This is a genomic window from Clostridium polyendosporum (assembly GCF_018332455.1).
Lineage (GTDB): Bacteria > Bacillota > Clostridia > Clostridiales > Clostridiaceae > Clostridium_AY > Clostridium_AY polyendosporum.
The window spans coordinates 1-16,306 of sequence record NZ_BOPZ01000020.1; the positions used below are offsets into that span (position 1 = coordinate 1).

The 16,306-nt window shown below is 29.6% G+C and carries 16 protein-coding genes, 2 tRNA genes and 1 rRNA gene; 15 read left to right on the forward strand and 4 right to left on the reverse strand.

The window, feature by feature from the left end; translation table 11 throughout:
• The 4 genes from CPJCM30710_RS11460 to CPJCM30710_RS11475 all read left to right on the forward strand — a co-directional run.
• Positions 1-82: ribosomal RNA gene (locus CPJCM30710_RS11460) — 23S ribosomal RNA — on the forward strand; the annotation flags it as partial.
• A 62-nt stretch (positions 83-144) separates the two neighbouring features.
• A tRNA-Asn gene (locus CPJCM30710_RS11465) sits at positions 145-219 on the forward strand.
• 156 nt (positions 220-375) lie between these two features.
• Entirely contained in the window at positions 376-1,296 is a 921-nt protein-coding gene (locus CPJCM30710_RS11470; protein WP_212904314.1) for a polysaccharide deacetylase family protein, read from the forward strand.
• A 151-nt stretch (positions 1,297-1,447) separates the two neighbouring features.
• Positions 1,448-2,134, forward strand: coding sequence for a response regulator transcription factor (locus tag CPJCM30710_RS11475; protein ID WP_212904315.1), 687 nt, complete (start codon positions 1,448-1,450; stop codon positions 2,132-2,134).
• Positions 2,135-2,151: 17 nt separating this feature from the next.
• On the opposite strand, the gene CPJCM30710_RS11480 is transcribed toward CPJCM30710_RS11475, so the two are convergent.
• The gene (locus CPJCM30710_RS11480) at positions 2,152-3,993 is read right to left on the reverse strand and encodes an LTA synthase family protein (RefSeq protein ID WP_212904316.1); all 1,842 of its coding nucleotides are present in this window, start codon (positions 3,991-3,993) and stop codon (positions 2,152-2,154) included.
• A gap of 253 nt (positions 3,994-4,246) precedes the next feature.
• Here CPJCM30710_RS11480 and yedF point away from each other — a divergent pair, with 253 nt between their 5' ends.
• Positions 4,247-4,822 (forward strand): sulfurtransferase-like selenium metabolism protein YedF, encoded by a 576-nt coding sequence (yedF, locus tag CPJCM30710_RS11485; protein ID WP_212904317.1) that lies wholly within the window; start codon positions 4,247-4,249, stop codon positions 4,820-4,822.
• Positions 4,823-4,873: 51 nt separating this feature from the next.
• On the forward strand, positions 4,874-5,233 hold the full coding sequence (locus CPJCM30710_RS11490; protein ID WP_212904318.1) for a hypothetical protein: 360 nt from the start codon (positions 4,874-4,876) through the stop codon (positions 5,231-5,233).
• Between the two features lie 87 nt (positions 5,234-5,320).
• Here CPJCM30710_RS11490 and CPJCM30710_RS11495 read toward each other — a convergent pair whose 3' ends face one another.
• A complete protein-coding gene (locus tag CPJCM30710_RS11495) occupies positions 5,321-5,458 on the reverse strand; it encodes a CPC_1213 family protein (protein WP_212904319.1) in 138 nt (45 codons plus the stop codon).
• 251 nt (positions 5,459-5,709) lie between these two features.
• On the opposite strand from CPJCM30710_RS11495, the gene CPJCM30710_RS11500 reads away from it, so the two are divergent.
• Positions 5,710-6,699, forward strand: coding sequence for an NAD(P)/FAD-dependent oxidoreductase (locus CPJCM30710_RS11500; protein WP_246503522.1), 990 nt, complete (start codon positions 5,710-5,712; stop codon positions 6,697-6,699).
• Positions 6,700-6,721: 22 nt separating this feature from the next.
• Here the strand turns inward: CPJCM30710_RS11500 and CPJCM30710_RS11505 are convergent, their stop codons facing one another.
• The gene (locus CPJCM30710_RS11505) at positions 6,722-7,279 is read right to left on the reverse strand and encodes a GDSL-type esterase/lipase family protein (protein WP_212904321.1); all 558 of its coding nucleotides are present in this window, start codon (positions 7,277-7,279) and stop codon (positions 6,722-6,724) included.
• 176 nt (positions 7,280-7,455) lie between these two features.
• A complete protein-coding gene (locus tag CPJCM30710_RS11510) occupies positions 7,456-8,082 on the reverse strand; it encodes a RusA family crossover junction endodeoxyribonuclease (protein WP_212904322.1) in 627 nt (208 codons plus the stop codon).
• 336 nt (positions 8,083-8,418) lie between these two features.
• On the opposite strand from CPJCM30710_RS11510, the gene tsaD reads away from it, so the two are divergent.
• The 8 genes from tsaD to CPJCM30710_RS11550 all read left to right on the forward strand — a co-directional run bounded on the left by tsaD (position 8,419) and on the right by CPJCM30710_RS11550 (position 16,172).
• Positions 8,419-9,438: a tRNA (adenosine(37)-N6)-threonylcarbamoyltransferase complex transferase subunit TsaD gene (gene tsaD, locus CPJCM30710_RS11515; protein WP_212904323.1), complete on the forward strand. Its 1,020-nt coding sequence runs from the start codon at positions 8,419-8,421 to the stop codon at positions 9,436-9,438.
• Between the two features lie 10 nt (positions 9,439-9,448).
• Complete coding sequence (locus CPJCM30710_RS11520; RefSeq protein WP_212904324.1) at positions 9,449-10,489, forward strand: alpha/beta fold hydrolase; 1,041 nt, start codon at positions 9,449-9,451, stop codon at positions 10,487-10,489.
• A gap of 125 nt (positions 10,490-10,614) precedes the next feature.
• A complete protein-coding gene (locus CPJCM30710_RS11525; protein WP_212904325.1) occupies positions 10,615-11,835 on the forward strand; it encodes a S1C family serine protease in 1,221 nt (406 codons plus the stop codon).
• Between the two features lie 312 nt (positions 11,836-12,147).
• Positions 12,148-12,564, forward strand: coding sequence for an RrF2 family transcriptional regulator (locus CPJCM30710_RS11530; RefSeq protein WP_212904326.1), 417 nt, complete (start codon positions 12,148-12,150; stop codon positions 12,562-12,564).
• 119 nt (positions 12,565-12,683) lie between these two features.
• Entirely contained in the window at positions 12,684-14,567 is a 1,884-nt protein-coding gene (gene cooS, locus CPJCM30710_RS11535; protein ID WP_212904327.1) for an anaerobic carbon-monoxide dehydrogenase catalytic subunit, read from the forward strand.
• A gap of 215 nt (positions 14,568-14,782) precedes the next feature.
• Positions 14,783-15,397, forward strand: a complete 615-nt coding sequence (locus CPJCM30710_RS11540) for a GNAT family N-acetyltransferase (protein ID WP_212904328.1) — start codon at positions 14,783-14,785, stop codon at positions 15,395-15,397.
• Between the two features lie 316 nt (positions 15,398-15,713).
• Positions 15,714-15,788 (forward strand) — tRNA-Glu (locus CPJCM30710_RS11545).
• A gap of 102 nt (positions 15,789-15,890) precedes the next feature.
• Positions 15,891-16,172 (forward strand): DUF503 domain-containing protein, encoded by a 282-nt coding sequence (locus CPJCM30710_RS11550; protein WP_212904329.1) that lies wholly within the window; start codon positions 15,891-15,893, stop codon positions 16,170-16,172.
• The last annotated feature ends 134 nt before the right edge of the window (positions 16,173-16,306 follow it).

Genomic DNA, 16,306 nt, shown 5'->3' on the forward strand with positions numbered 1-16,306 from the left:
GAACACAAGGTTGATAGGTCAGAGGTGTAAGCATGGTAACATGTTGAGCTGACTGATACTAATAGGTCGAGGGCTTGACCAATAAAAAGGCTAAAACTTATGTGCAATTTTGAGAGACAACAACTCTCTATTAATATATAATATTCCGCGGTAGCTCAATGGTGGAGCACTCGGCTGTTAACCGATAGGTTGGAGGTTCGAGCCCTCTCCGCGGAGCCAATTGTAAGTAACATCAAGTATTAACTTGATGTTTTTTTTATTATAAAAATATATTTTATGTTACCGTATTGTAGTTTATATTTAAAACCAAATATAGTAAAATAATATAAGATAAATAATTAATTTGGATTGGACGCAATAAGGAGTAATAAAAGAATGTATAGAAGAAAGTATGGAAAGCATAAAAAACGAGTAATAGCTCTTATAATCTTGCTTTTTCTTATAGCAGTAGGGATTAAAACAACACAATATTTCATAACAAGCAAAACAAAAATTGTACAAGCTGTTGTTATTGGAGAAAAGAGTAACTTTTCAGAAAAAACTATTTCTTTAGCAGAAGAGGTAAAACCGGTAGAAGCTGAGCTAATTAAAGGTATAAATGTTATATCATTAGGGGACAAGTTTACTTTTGATGCAGAAGAAATTCAGAATATGTTAAATGGAAGTGAAAAACAAAAAGATGGTAAAAAAATTGCTTTTTTAACCTTCGATGATGGTCCATCAACTACAGTTACACCTCAAATATTAGAGACTTTGAAAGAAAGTAATGTAAAGGCTACTTTTTTTATCGTAGGGTCATCCTTAGAGAAGTCAGAAAAGGCAAAGGAAATATTAAAAAGAGAATATGCTGAAGGACATGCCATAGGGAATCATACATATTCCCATAGATATGATATACTTTATCCTAAAAGTACTATTAATGTACAGAGCTTTATGAATGATATTGAAAAAAATCAAGAGATAATAAAAACTATATTGGGAGATGAGTTTCATACAAGAGTTATTAGATTTCCTGGTGGTCATATGTCATGGAAAGGAACTAATGAGATAGATAAGGTTTTAAAAGAAAAAAATTATAATTATATAGATTGGAACGCATTTAATGGAGATGCACAAGGAACTAATAAAAAAGATAAGGACAAGCTGGTAAAGAATTTAATAAAAACAGCTAACGGCAAAGATAAACTAATAGTATTAATGCATGATACATATGGTAAAGAATCGACTGCACAAGCTTTGCCAGAAATAATAAAATATTTAAAAGAACAAGGATATGATTTTAAAACATTAAAATAAAGGATATATTTTTCTAAAATAAAGCAGAATATGAAATTATAGGAAATAAAAATAAATATTATGTTATAATTTAAGAGAAGTTTACATGACTTCTCTATTTTATTATAAAAATATAAGTTATATAGAGAATCAGTAATTGGGTGGTGAATTTATGATAAAAATTTTACTTGTTGATGATGAAGAGCATGTAAGAAGGCTTTTGAAAATTAATTTTCAACGTAATAATTTTAAGGTTATTGAAGTTGATAATGGAGAAGAAGGAATAAGAAGAGCTTTATTAGAAAAACCTGAGATAGCTATTCTTAATATAATGCTTCCTGATATTGATAGATATAAAGTATGTGAAGTGCTAAAAAAAGAACTTCCTCAGATAGGAATTATAATGCTAACTGCTAAAGCTCATGATATGGACAAGATTGTAGGATTAGAGTGTGGTGCTGATGACTATATCATTAAGCCATTTAATCCGCTAGAAGTAACTTTTAGAGTAAAAGTACTACTTAAGAGAATTAAGAATAATACAGACAAAAAAGATGGTAATAGGTTAATTTACAATCCTTTTTTACTTGATTTATATTCTAAAATATTATTAAAAAATAATAAAGAAGTATTTGTTACGCGCAAGGAGTTCTTACTTATGAAGTTATTTCTTGAGAATCCTGGAAAAGCCTTAAGTAGAGATGAACTTTTAAATCAAGTATGGGGAAGAGATTTCTTTGGAGATCCTAAAATAGTTGATGTTAACATAAGAAGATTAAGGACAAAGATTGAAGAGACTGCATCTTCTCCTAAGTATATTGAAACAGTGTGGGGAATAGGATACAGATGGAAAAAATAGGTATCATTAGCTGATACCTATTTTTTATTCTTAAAATAATTACTTTTTATTAACTTATCACTTAAATCAAGAGACTTAATATACATATTTTTTTCTTCTTGGGATGCAACTGTACCTTTAAAAGTTTTATCTGCCAATACTGCAAATGATTTATTAGTTTTTAATAAGCTTCTACCTAATGCAGAATTAATATATTTATTTTCTTCAATACCCATCAAGTAAGCTAGTGTAGGCATTATATCAATCTGTCCACCATACAAATCAAGCTTTGTAGGCTCATTGTAATTTTTATTATAAATAATGAAAGGAACTGTATGATCACCATTATCTAAATACCATGGTTCAGGATTTTTTAATTGTTCAACCTTGTCATTGTAGTATTTATGCACTCCAGTATGATCTCCAACTACAACAACAACTGTATTATCTAGAAGACCTTCTTTATCAAGAGTATCAAGGAATATTCCAATTTGTTTATCAGTATAATGCACACTTTGAAAGTAATCACCTAAGATATTATCTTTTAACTCACCTTCAAGTTTTAATTCTTTATATTTATCAGGTAACTCAAAAGGGCCATGACTTGTTAAGGTCACGAGAAATGAATAAAAAGGTTGCTTCATATTTTTTATTTTAGGTACAACTTGCTTTAAATATGTACCATCACTTAAGCCTAAACCTATTTGTTCATCATCTTCAAAAGAATAATAATCAATAAAATTATTAAAGCCTATTCCCTTTAGACCCTGCGAATAGTTCCAGAAAGAACCTTTATCAGCATGAATTGCAGTAGTTGAATATCCTTTTTCTTCAAGTAGATTAGGAAGAGAGACATATGTTGCATTTGGATACCTGAAAAATGTACTTCCCTTTCTAATTGGAAATATTGAAGTATTAACCATTAAATCACAATCGGAACTTGTCCCTTCGTTAACTTGCTCAAAAGTATTAGGAAAATATATACCATGATTAAGCAATTTATTAAGAGTAGGAGTTATCTCCTGATTATTAATTTTTTCATTCACCACAAAGGTTTCTAAAGATTCAACCTGAATTACAATGAGATTCTTATTGTTAAAAATAGCTTTATATTTATTATCATTAAGATTTTCATTTTTATTGTTATAAAATTCTTTAACCTCATTTTTTTCAGAATCAGTTAAATTATACGGTTTAGAATCCTTATATACATTATATAGATCGAAAATGTGATACCCTATTGGAGAGAAAAATCTAGCTGAGTCCATAGGGTCATATCCGCTAAAAATATAATCATTTTTGACTTCTCTATTAAGTACAAAAACATTAAATGGAATATATCCAATATATAATATTGATACAGTAAAAATTGCTGTAAAAGCTTTAATGTTTATTTTAGAGTTCTTAAAATGTTTATGATTAAATAATAAGTAGATTATAAGTATAATTAAATCAATAATAAATATAAAATCAAAATTACTTGTCATGGAGAATATAGCTCCTGACATATTATCTAAATTAGCTGTTTGATTTACAATAAGTATTGAAGGAACTGTCAAGAAACCCCTAAAGTACCAAAGATCTAGCAATATTAATAATGTTAATAATATATTTATTATAATCATATAAATATATCTGCCTTTTTCTTTAAATAGAAAACCAAAGCTTAGAAATATGGCTATAAATGATACATAATAATATATAAAGGGATTTGCTTTACTATAGCCTAGTAAAAAATTAAAGTTATATGTATTTTTACTTAGTGTAAATCCTAAGAAGTAAATACCTTTTAGAGTTAAAGCAGTTAATATTAAAATATAAAATATTAACCTAATAATAGATGATTTAATTAGGGTGGTTTTTATGCTATTTAATATCATGGAAACACCTCAATAATAATTAATATCTTAATGGAAAAATTATATTATAATAAAAGCTATAAATCAATGAAAATACATATATTTATTAATGGTAAAGTTGTTAATTTATTATTGCATGTATTTAAGATAGATATCTAATCTTCAAATAAATTATAGATAAACAAATTCATAGCTAAATTTATAATTTAGAGTTGAATTTGTTTATCTTTGTATAAGTACATAACTATATAATTAAAGTAAAGGGGGTAATTTTTTGTATATAATTGATTGTAAAGGTTTGGTATGCCCACAGCCAGTAATAAATACTAAAAAGTATTTTGATTCTATAAACGAAGGAATTGCAAAAATAATTGTAGACAATGAAGTAGCAAAAAATAATCTTTTGAAATTTGCATCAAACAATGGATATGAGGGAAGCTTTGAACGAGAAAATGGACTTTTTAAAATAATTATTTCTAAAAATATGAGAGAGAAAGACATAATGAATAAAACAGAAGAACTGTCAATAATTATTTCTTCAGATAAGCTTGGTAATGGTGATGATGTGTTAGGTAATACATTAATGAAAACTTATGTTTATGCTCTCTCTGAAAGTGATGTGCTTCCTAAAAATTTAATTTTTATTAATGGTGGAGTTAAACTTACAATTGAAGGGTCTATAATATTAGGAAGCTTGAATATATTAAAGAATAGAGGCGTAAATATATTAAGTTGTGGTACATGTTTAGACTTTTATGATATTAAAGAAAAGTTAGCTGTTGGAGAAATCACAAATATGTATACAATTGTAGAGATAATGAATACATCAAAAAATACAATAAAGATATAAATTTTTATATACAGGTATATAAGAAAAATTTTCTTAATAAGGAGAGCATTTATGATTACTGTTGGAAAAATAATTAAATTTGTGGGAGAATTAGTTGCATTCTCTACGGAAAATGCCATAAAGGGTACTGGAAACATTACATCTAAGATAAATAATAAATTAGGAAGAAAGTTAAAGGGAAAACAAATACTGATTTTAACAGATAAAACAAGTAATAAAGTTAGTAATAAAATCTTAAAGATAACTAGAAATACAAGTGAAAATTGTGATAAGTTTCTAGAAAAAGCTTCACTAAGTGTTAAAGTGATTAAACTGAAAGCATTTGAAAAAGAAGTAAGAATTTATGGTGAATCAAAAAAATTTTATGATGAGGAATGCATTGTTCCAGCTAAATTTACAGTTAAAGAATAGAAAAGTAGTAAAAGGAGGCCAAGAGGCTTCCTTTTAGTTATTTGGTGCCATTTCACAAAGTGAAATCTGGCTAAAAGTGAATAGGATTTATAGTTTAAAGTCTGATGGATCGTGATCATGCATCTTTTGTTTATCAAAAGTTGCCTTTGTACTTTCAGTTTTAGGATCATGATTTATATGTTTTTTTCTAAATTTACCATCTGTTTTTTTATCTTGGTTATTCATTTAAATCGCTCCTTTCAACTTTAGGATGTGCAACTAATTGATTTTTATAGTAAATACAGTTTATTATTTTACTGGAAAACATGATTAGAACAGTTTTTTTATTGTTTTATTAATCGTATAAAAAATTATCTTAATATCTTAATTGTAATATGTTTTATAAAACTAAACTTAGTATAAACCAATTTATATATAAATATGATAAAATAAAAGTGTTCAAAAGGGTTAGTCTCTTTAAAGGGAGGGCGATTAGTTTGAAGCAATATGACATTATTATAATAGGTGGCGGAGTAGCTGGAATGGCTGCTGCAATATCTGCAAGGGAAAAAGGAATTAAAAAGATCTTAATTCTGGAAAGAGAAGATATTTTAGGAGGAGTATTGAATTTATGTATACATAATGGTTTTGGAAGAAAGATATTAGATAATGAAGTTACAGGACCGGAATATGCACAATTTTTAATCGATAGAATACATGCGTTATCCATAGAGTATAAATTAAATTCATTAGTATTAGATTTAACAAGAGATAAGATTGTAACTTATGTAAATCCAAATGAAGGAGTTATAAAAGCAAAGGGAAAATGTATAATTCTTGCTTGTGGTAGTAGAGAAAAGTTCACTGGCAATATAAATATTGCTACACATAAATTTGCAGGAATATATACTGTAGGCACTGCTCAACAATTTGTAAATATGAGAGGATATCTTCCAGGTAAAAATATCGTTATAATAGGAACTTCTGATATAACTATTGTTATTGCAAGAAGACTTCTTCTTGAGGGAGCCAAGATTAAAGCTCTTATTGAGAAGAAACCATTTATAATAGCCAAAAGAAAGGAAATGAAGAGGGTAGTTGAGGATTTTAATATACCTGTAATGCTTTCTAACGCAGTTATTGATGTAAAGGGGAAAGACAGGATAGAAGAGGTTACAATTGCTCCTGTGGATGAAAAAGGGCAAGTGATTAATGGACAGATAGAAAAGATGGACTGTGATTGTCTTCTTTTATCAGTAGGATGGGTTCCAGAAAGTGAGCTTGCAGAAAAAGCAAGGCTTAAAATATCAGAAAAAAACCTTGGGCTAGATGTAAATGAAAAACTTGAAACATCTCAGCTTGGAATATATGCTTGTGGCAATGTAGTTCATTCTTTTAGTTATGCTGATGATACCACATTAGAGGGATATGAGGTAGGCAGGCAGGCAACAAGTTATTTAAAAATATACCATTCAAGAAATAGTTAGGGACTACCAGTGGTAAGTCCCTTTAATCCTGTAAGCAACTAAGGATTTTATTAAACATTAGGGTATGTCCTTTTTCATTAGGATGTACTCCATCTGAGAAATAGTCTTCTTCAAGTGGAACAATTGATGAGAAATTTATGAGTTTTATATGCAATTCACCACACTTCGAAGTTAACTTATCCTTTAGAGAACAAATCTGGGAGTTAATAAAATCATAGTTTACAGTTGAGTACCAGCGTTTCTTTGCTAAATTAGGAAGTGTTAGTGGAGGAATAATAACTATAGGGATTATATTATTATCCGTACTTTCTTTAATCATAAGTAGAATATTATCCACTATAGTGTTTAAGTCCCTTCCCATTAATAAGTCATTAGTTCCTGCCATTATTGAAACCATATCTGGAGAATGATTCGTTACATCAGTTGAAAAACGAGAAAGCATTCCAGTGGTGGTATCACCATTTACACCCTTATTTATGATTTCATTTTTTGTTTTATTTCTCAAAAGATCTACCCAAGAGTTTCCTAAATTTACACCATACCCAAAAGTAAGACTATCTCCAATACATATTATCTTCATAATATACCTCCAAAACAATCTAGCTAAAGTAAGATATATATATACAATTTTATAACTGAATTGATTTGCTACCATTTCACTAAGTGAAATCTGGCTAAAAGTCAATGGATTTTATACTTATTCACTTTTATTATATATTATAGCAGCATTATAGATACACAACTTTATAACTGAATTTATAATACTTTGTTTAAGCAATTTTTACATATGATGGTTTTACCTTTATCTGCAGTTATATAATTATCATTTTTTATTATTTTGCCGCATATAGAGCATATATCCTTTAAAACTTGCTTTTTTATAGCAACTTCAGATTTATTTATTATGTTTTGGGTTTTATTTGGTGGTGGAGAGTACTGAAGCTTATTTACAGGTGTATCTCTTTCAATTATTTTATAATCCATCTTAAAGGAACTTTCCCCAAAGAGTTCTAGTTCAAAACGAGGGTTTTCTTTATCATAAAATTCTTCAATTATTATCTTTCTTATTTGAGCATCATTTATTATAAGACCACTTTTTTCTATACCGTCAAAAATACTCTTTGTAATATTATTAGTATCAGGATGACGTTTTTCACTTTTATAATAAACTTTTAGAATTGCAATGAGTCCTTCAGTTAATATAAGATTAGGATTTTGTGCTCTTGTATGAATAGCAATTTCTTCTTCATAGAGTGCATATCTATCGTGGTATTTTCCTGAATTATAAGGTAAAATAGCTCTCCCCTGAGTATTAAAAAGTTTAAAATTCGATTTTGATATTGGAGAGCCATATACTACAACTTTTGCGTAAGGTTTATTCATTCTTTTTCTCCTTTACTAAAGATATACAAGGTTATTTCTAAATTAATTTTAGGCAGATCTCACTTTATGAAATGATAAAAACGATTTTAAATTTGGGGGAGTTTTCGTAAATTCTAAATTTAGTGATGAAGTTGATTATGTATATCTATGAGTTACATTTTAATTTTAATTTATAAGAGATGAAAACACAAATCTAAGTAACTTGTTGTAAAAAGTATTTAATATAAGTGAAATAGAAAGTAATATTTACTTAAGAACCAAGATAAATTCATTGATAAAGGTATGGCTATAAAGTATAATACATATTGATTATTATATAAAAATGAGGTATTTATTATGGATAGAAAAGTAATTTTAGCAATAGAGAGTAGTTGTGATGAAACCTCAGCAGCAATAGTGGTAAATGGAAGAGAGGTTTTATCAAATATAATCGCATCTCAAATTGATATACATACTAAATTTGGTGGTGTTGTGCCAGAAGTAGCATCTAGAAAACATATAGAGGTAATAAATGCAGTGGTGGAGGAAGCTTTAGAGAAAGCAGGAATCACCATTAATGATATAGATGCTGTAGCAGTTACATATGGTCCAGGTCTTGTAGGTGCACTTTTAGTAGGTCTTCAATATGCTAAAGGGCTAGCATATGCTTTAAATAAGCCTTTAATTGGAGTAAATCATATTGAAGGGCATATATGTGCTAACTTTATAGAGCATAAGAGTTTAGAACCACCTTTTGTATGTCTTGTAGTTTCAGGAGGACATACATTTATAGTTCATATGAAGGATTATGGTGAGTTTGAAGTTATAGGTGAAACAAGAGATGATGCAGCTGGAGAAGCTTATGATAAGGTTGCAAGAGCTATTGGATTGGGATACCCGGGTGGACCAAAGATAGATAAGCTTTCAAAGGAAGGAAATCCAGAAGCGATAAATTTTCCAAGAGCTAATTTTCATGATGATAGCTTAGATTTCTCCTTTAGTGGATTAAAGTCTGCAGTGCTTAATTATCTAAATAAAATGGAGATGACAAGTCAGGAGATAAATAAGGCAGATGTGGCAGCTTCTTTTCAGCAGGCTGTTATTGATGTATTAACAGAAAATGTTATATCCACTTGTAAGAAGAGAAGGGTTAAGAAGATTGCAATTGCAGGAGGCGTAGCTTCTAATTCAGCTTTAAGAGCTCAACTTACAGAGGAATCTAACAAAAAAGGAATTGAAGTTTTATTTCCTTCACCAGTGTTATGCACTGATAATGCAGCAATGATAGGAAGTGCAGCATATTTTGAATTAATTAAAGGAAATATTTCTCCCATGGACTTAAATGCAAAGCCAAATTTAAAACTTGGAGAAAGATAGGGGGAATAGAATGAGGTTTTTGCCATATTCTAATGGGTTTCATAAAATTAAAGTAAAAAGACAGCTACATCCTTTAGAGACCACAAAAATTGTAATTTATGTTTTATTAATAATATTAATTTTAGGGTTTTTATATCAGGTAATTAGTGATAAAGTAGCAAGTGTTAAAATTAAGCCTAAAAGTCAATATGTTAGAATAGACGGAAAAAGTTTTTATTACAATCTAATTGGAAGTGGAGAATATACCGTAATTTTTGATGGTAATATAGGAACTGGTTCAGCACAGTGGAGTAAGATTATTAAAAGTCTTAATAAAGGATTTGACGGAAAAGTTTTTGTATATGATAGAGCGGGATATGGTTTTAATGATTCTGGGAAAGCAGAGTCTCCTGAGCAACAAGCAAGAGATTTAAGAATGATTCTAAAGAAAGCAGGGGTAACTGGTCCATATATATTAGTAGGTGAAGAGTATGGAAGCTTAGTTATGACAAACTATGCAAAGCTTTATCCTCAATCAGTTGGTGGAATGATATTAATAGATCCAATTAATGAAAAATTATTAAAAGACAAGACATTCATAAAGTCGTATAAAAAAGAGAGTTTTAAAAGAGCAGTTGAATATTATGGTTCTTATATAGGGTTTACTTCTCTTATAAATGGTGTTAATCTTTTAGATAATCCAAAAGGGTTTTTGGATCAAATTGGAGATTGGCAAAAACAAGCTTTTTTAGTTGAAAGGATAAGAAAAAATTATACAGGTGCTTATTATAATGAATTAAATAACCTAATTGAGGCAAATAGTACCTCTCAAGATGAAGGTCTTTTAAATGGAAAACCTGTTTCTATAATTATTAACGAAAAAAGAAATATAGAAGGTCAAAAAGAATTTTCAAAGCTTACATCAAAGGAACTTTTTGATGTTTACTCTGTAAATCCTGAGAGTGATGTTATTTCTTTAGAAAATAATGATATAGTTTATAATGCATTAAAAAGCATAACGAAAAAATATAAATCCATGAAAAAATTAGAAGAACAAAATACACAGAGATAAAGGATGATTCTAAAAAGAGTCATCTTTTTATTATAATAAAATATTTCTTGTTGACATATAATTGTCACAAAACTAGTTTATTATAAATTTATATTATGAAGAAAATAATATAGGAGGTAATATAAATGGATAACTATAATAATAATTTTAATGCAGAAAATGATCAAAACTTTGTTATAGTAAACAGTAACAAAGAAGATAAGTTTTCAAATACATGGGAAACAGCTGACTATAAGATAGTAGAACCAAAGAAAAAAAGAAAAGGTAGAGGAAAAGTTGCTGCATTAATAACAGGAGGCCTACTATGTGCTATTATAGGTGGAGTTATAGGGGCTGGCGGAGTGTATTATCTTAATAGAAAATTATATACTACAGATGTTAATGGGACAACTGCTACTAAGGGAGTAAACTATGATCCTCCTACATTTGCGAAAGATGAGCAGGCTTTGACTACTACAGATGTTGTAAAGAAAGTATCGCCAGCAGTAGTTACCGTATCAACTAATAGTATTCAACAGGGGTTATTTTCACCTACAGAGCAGGAAGGTGTAGGTTCTGGATTTATTATTAATGAAGAAGGGTATGTTTTAACAAACTTTCATGTAATAAGCGGAGCACAGCAACTTAAGGTAACACTTAACAGCGGTAAAGAAGTAAATGCTAAGATTGTAAATTATGATCAAGAGCAGGACTTAGCTGTTGTTAGAATTACTGATAATATAAAAGTACCTGGAGTGGTTGAGCTTGGAGATTCCGATGCTCTTCAAGCTGGTGAAGAGGTTATTGCAATAGGTAGTCCATTAGGAAAAGAATTTGTAGGATCTGTTACTAAAGGAATTATTAGTTCGCCTTCTAGAGTTATTGAGTCAAACGGAAAGAAGACTACTTTTATTCAAACAGATGCTACAATAAATCCAGGAAATAGTGGAGGGCCACTTATAAATTCAACAGGACAGGTCATAGGCATCAATACTGCTAAAAAAGTAGGAGAAGGAATAGAGGGAATGGGATTTTCAATTCCAATAAATCAAGTGAAAGATAGACTTGCAACACTTTCTAAGCCAATACTTAAACTTGGTGTTCAAGTAAGAGAAGTTGATGCGAATACTGCTAAGCAAAATAATCTTGAAGAAGGTATTTGGATTGCTGATGTTGAAGAATTCTCGCCTGCAGAAAAGGGGGGAATTCAGAGAGGTGATTTAATTATAAATTTTGATGGGCAGAGAGTTAAAAAATTAGATGAATTAAATAAGTTAAAAGAAAAACATAAGTCTGGAGATACAGTTAAGATTACAGTGCTTAGAGATGGAAAGGAAGTAAATTTAAATATTAAGCTAACTGAATAAAAGTTTTCAATAAGCATTTTATGATATATATTAGATTTTTAAAATTTAATAGTTAAAAGAGTAATAATTTTTTCATACTCATTTGCCTTCATTTTACGAAGTGAAGTCTGGCCAAAATTGAATAGGTTTGATGCCTATTCAATTTTATTTTTAATATCGATAGATGAAAATTAATTCTTATTATCTATTAATTATTCAGAAAAACAAAGGAAATTAGATTTTATATAATAATTATTATTAACAAAATGTTGACATTAGAGAAGTATAGTGATATATTTTTAAATATAAAAAAACCTTATAAGGGGTAGAATTATGAAGATTACTCAAGAAGTAGATTATGCCTTAAGAGTAGTATTATATTTATGTAAGCTAGATTTTGGTACTAAAGTTGAAGCAAAAGTCATGTCCCAATATGAGAAGGTACCTATAAGATTTTTACTAAAAATTTTAAGAAAACTAACGCATTCAGGGATAATTAATTCTTTTAGGGGAGTTAATGGAGGTTATGCTCTAGCAAGATTACCTGAGGAAATACGTCTTATAGATGTTATGGAGGCAGTTGATGGACCTGTATATGTGGCAAGATGCATTATAGAGCCTGAGGCTTGTAATGCGCAAAAGATGGGAAAGTGTCAAGTTCATAAAGCTTTAGGGAAAGTTCAGAAAGTATTAAGTGATGAGCTTAAAAACATAACATTTAAAAACATAATGGAGAATAATTTTTTATAGGGAAGAATTCTTCCCTTAGTTTAATCAATAAAAGTGTATAAAAATAGTATAGTTAAGGGGAAACCCTTTTATTTTAAAATTAAAGTACACTAAAATAGTATAGATTAGGAGGGGTAATTATGGGATTGTGTGGAACATGTACACTATGTAATTCAGCAGATAAGGGGTTGTTAAATTATATTGAGGGGTTAGATGTAGAAACTTCTCATCATAGAGTAGAACTACAAAAGAACAAATGTGGTTTTGGAAAGAAGGGGGTATGTTGTAGATTATGTGCTAATGGCCCTTGTAGGATAACACCAAAATCACCTAGAGGTATTTGTGGTGCAGATGCACATACAATAGTTGCAAGAAACTTTTTACGTGCAGTAGCAGCAGGTGCAGGATGCTATATTCATGTTGTAGAAACTACTGCATTAAACCTTAAGAAAACAGCTGAAGTTAAAGGAGAACTTAAGGGGGGAGAAACTCTAAATAGATTAGCAGAAGTATTTGGCATAGATGAAAGTAATATACACAAGAAAGCAGAAAGAGTTGCAAAAGCAGTGCTGGACGATCTTTATAATCCAAGATATGAAAAAATGAAGCTTCTTAAAAAGTTAACTTATGCTCCAAGATTTAAAAGGTGGAAGGAGCTTGGTATACTTCCAGGGGGAGCTAAATCAGAAGTTTTCGATGCTTTAGTTAAGACATCAACGAATTTAAACAGTGATCCTGTAGATATGTTAATGCATTCTCTTCAACTTGGAATAGCTACAGGACTTTATGGATTAACATTAACAAATCTTCTTAATGATATAATGCTCGGAGAACCTGTTATTAGACCTGCTAAGGTTGGATTTAGAGTTATAGATGAGGACTATATAAACATAATGATTACAGGACACCAGCATTCAATCTTTACTCATCTTCAAGATGAACTAAAGAAGGAAGAAGTTCAAGATATGGCAAGAGAATATGGTGCAAAGGGCTTTAAGTTGGTTGGATGTACATGTGTTGGGCAAGATCTTCAACTTAGAGGAGAACACTATGATGATATATTTTCAGGACATGCAGGAAATAATTTCACAAGTGAAGCTGTACTAGCTACAGGTGCTATTGATATAGTATTATCAGAGTTCAATTGTACACTCCCAGGAATTGAACCAGTAGCAGAAAAGTATATGGTAAAGATGGTTTGTTTAGATGATGTAGCTAAGAAGTCAAGTGCTGACTTTGTAAGATTCTCCTTTGAGGATAGAGGGAAAATAACAGAGGGAATATTAACAGAAGCCCTTGTAAGCTATAAAAACAGAAGAGAAAAAGTTGAAATAAAAATACCTAAAGATCATGGAAATGATGATACTATTACAGGGGTAAGTGAAACATCACTTAAGAAGTTCCTGGGTGGTACGTGGAAACCTCTTGTAGATTTAATTGCGCAAGGTAAGATTAAGGGTGTTGCTGGAGTTGTTGGATGTTCAAACCTTACTGCATTAGGCCATGATGTATTCACAGTAGAGTTAACTAAGGAGCTTATAAAGAGAGATATACTAGTTCTTTCAGCTGGCTGTTCATCAGGAGGACTTGAAAATGTTGGCTTAATGTCACCAAGGGCTGCTGCTCTTGCAGGTGACAACTTAAGAGAAGTATGTGAATCACTTGGTATACCTCCAGTTCTAAACTTTGGTCCATGCCTTGCTATAGGAAGACTTGAAATTGTTGCAACAGAGCTTGCTGAATTCTTAGGTATAGATGTTCCACAACTTCCATTAGTTCTTTCAGCACCACAGTGGCTTGAAGAACAGGCATTAGCAGACGGAGCGTTTGGATTGGCATTAGGATTACCACTACATCTTGCACTTCCTCCATTTATTGAAGGAAGTGACATTGTAACAAATACATTAACTGAGAGCTTAAAGGAAATAACAGGTGGTCAATTAATTCTTGAGGGAGATGTAGCTAAGACAGCAGACATTCTTGAGCAAATAATATTAGAGAAGAGAAAAGCATTAGGATTATAAAATACAAAAGCTTCACTAATACATTTTTGATATGTATTACTATATATACCTACAAATGTTAGAATATAAATTTTAGAAGACAATATTATGCAAATCATACATGTGAGGTTGTTGATATAAATAAAATGTCAACAACTCTTTTTTTCTGTAAAAAAAGTGTTCTAATTTTAACTTAAGTTACATATACTTAAAAAAAGGATTTTTTGGAGGAACTTATGCCTTTATTTGCTAGATTTAAGCTTAATAATATAGAAAGTATATTTAATGATTTTCCGGAACTAGAAACAGAAGGATTTAAGCTTAGAAAGCTGAAAAAGGATGATGCAAAAGATATCTGGGATATTTATCAGAATAAAGATATAGCTACTTATGATAGGGCACCTTTTATTAGAGATGAAGAGAGTGCTAAGGACTTTATTGAAGAATTAAGTGAATTATACGAAGAAAGAATAAGAATAGATTGGGCTATAGAAGATAAGCGTATATCAAAAGTTATAGGCTTAATTGTATTGTTTAATATTAGTTTAGTTGATTCAAGAGCCGAAGTAGGATATGTATTAAATAGAGATTTTACCAATAGAGGAATAATGAAGTATATATTAAGCTGGCTTGTGGATTTTTCTTTTAACTACGCAGGAATACATAAGCTGGAAGCAAACATAAATACAGGTAATATATCATCTATAAAAGTATGTGAAAGTGCTGGGTTTGAAAAAGAAGGAACTAGAAAAGCTCATTGTTTTAATAAAAGAACTGGAATATATATGGATAATTATGTTTATGGTTTAATAAATAATAGATGGGACATAATTATAGAGAGATTTGAATAATAAACTTTAACAATAGAATTTATAGATAAAGATAAATAGTTTCAGTTCTTAAATGATTCATGAAAACTAAAATTGAATAGGTATTAACTTATTCAATTTTAGTGAAATTTTACTTCGTGAAATAACAACAGGTAGTCTCCGTGTTGAATATTTTTTTTGAAGTTCTTAATTGAATATGAATTTATAGATCATGAATTATACATTTAACTATAAAGTTATATATTTACAACACCAATATATATATTGAATTTATTGAATATTCAGTCATACATATATTGACATAATTTAAAGTTTATTGTAAAATTATTTATGAAATGGCCCGTTGGTCAAGTGGTCAAGACGTCACCCTCTCACGGTGAAATCAGGAGTTCGATTCTCCTACGGGCTGCCAAAATCCTTCTACTGAAGGTTTTTTTCTTTTTGTAGCTTATAATCTTTTTTTTTAGTCATAATATAAATATAAAGTTTAAAAATACGTTAATAGGTGATAAAAATGATTATAGGAACAGCAAGAGTAACAATAAAGATACCTTGGTCGCAATCTTTAAAGGATAAGAGAATGGTAGCTAGAAGTATTATAGCTAAAACTAAAAATAAGTTTAATGCATCCATAAGTGAAATTGAGCATCATGATAATCATAAATTATTGGTACTTGGAGTTGCATGTGTTACTAATAACACAAGACATGCTAATAGCTCTATAGATGAAATAATTAATTTTATATATGGTAGTACCGATGCAATGGTTGAGGATGTAGAAATAGAAATATTATAATTAGGAATTATTACTCTTAATATTAAATATAATGTACTGATAAACAAGTTCATAAGCTAATTGGGAATTTTAGAAAGAGTAGTAAAACTAGGGGCTTTTTAAAAATCTTACAGTTTGAACTTGTTTATCCTAAA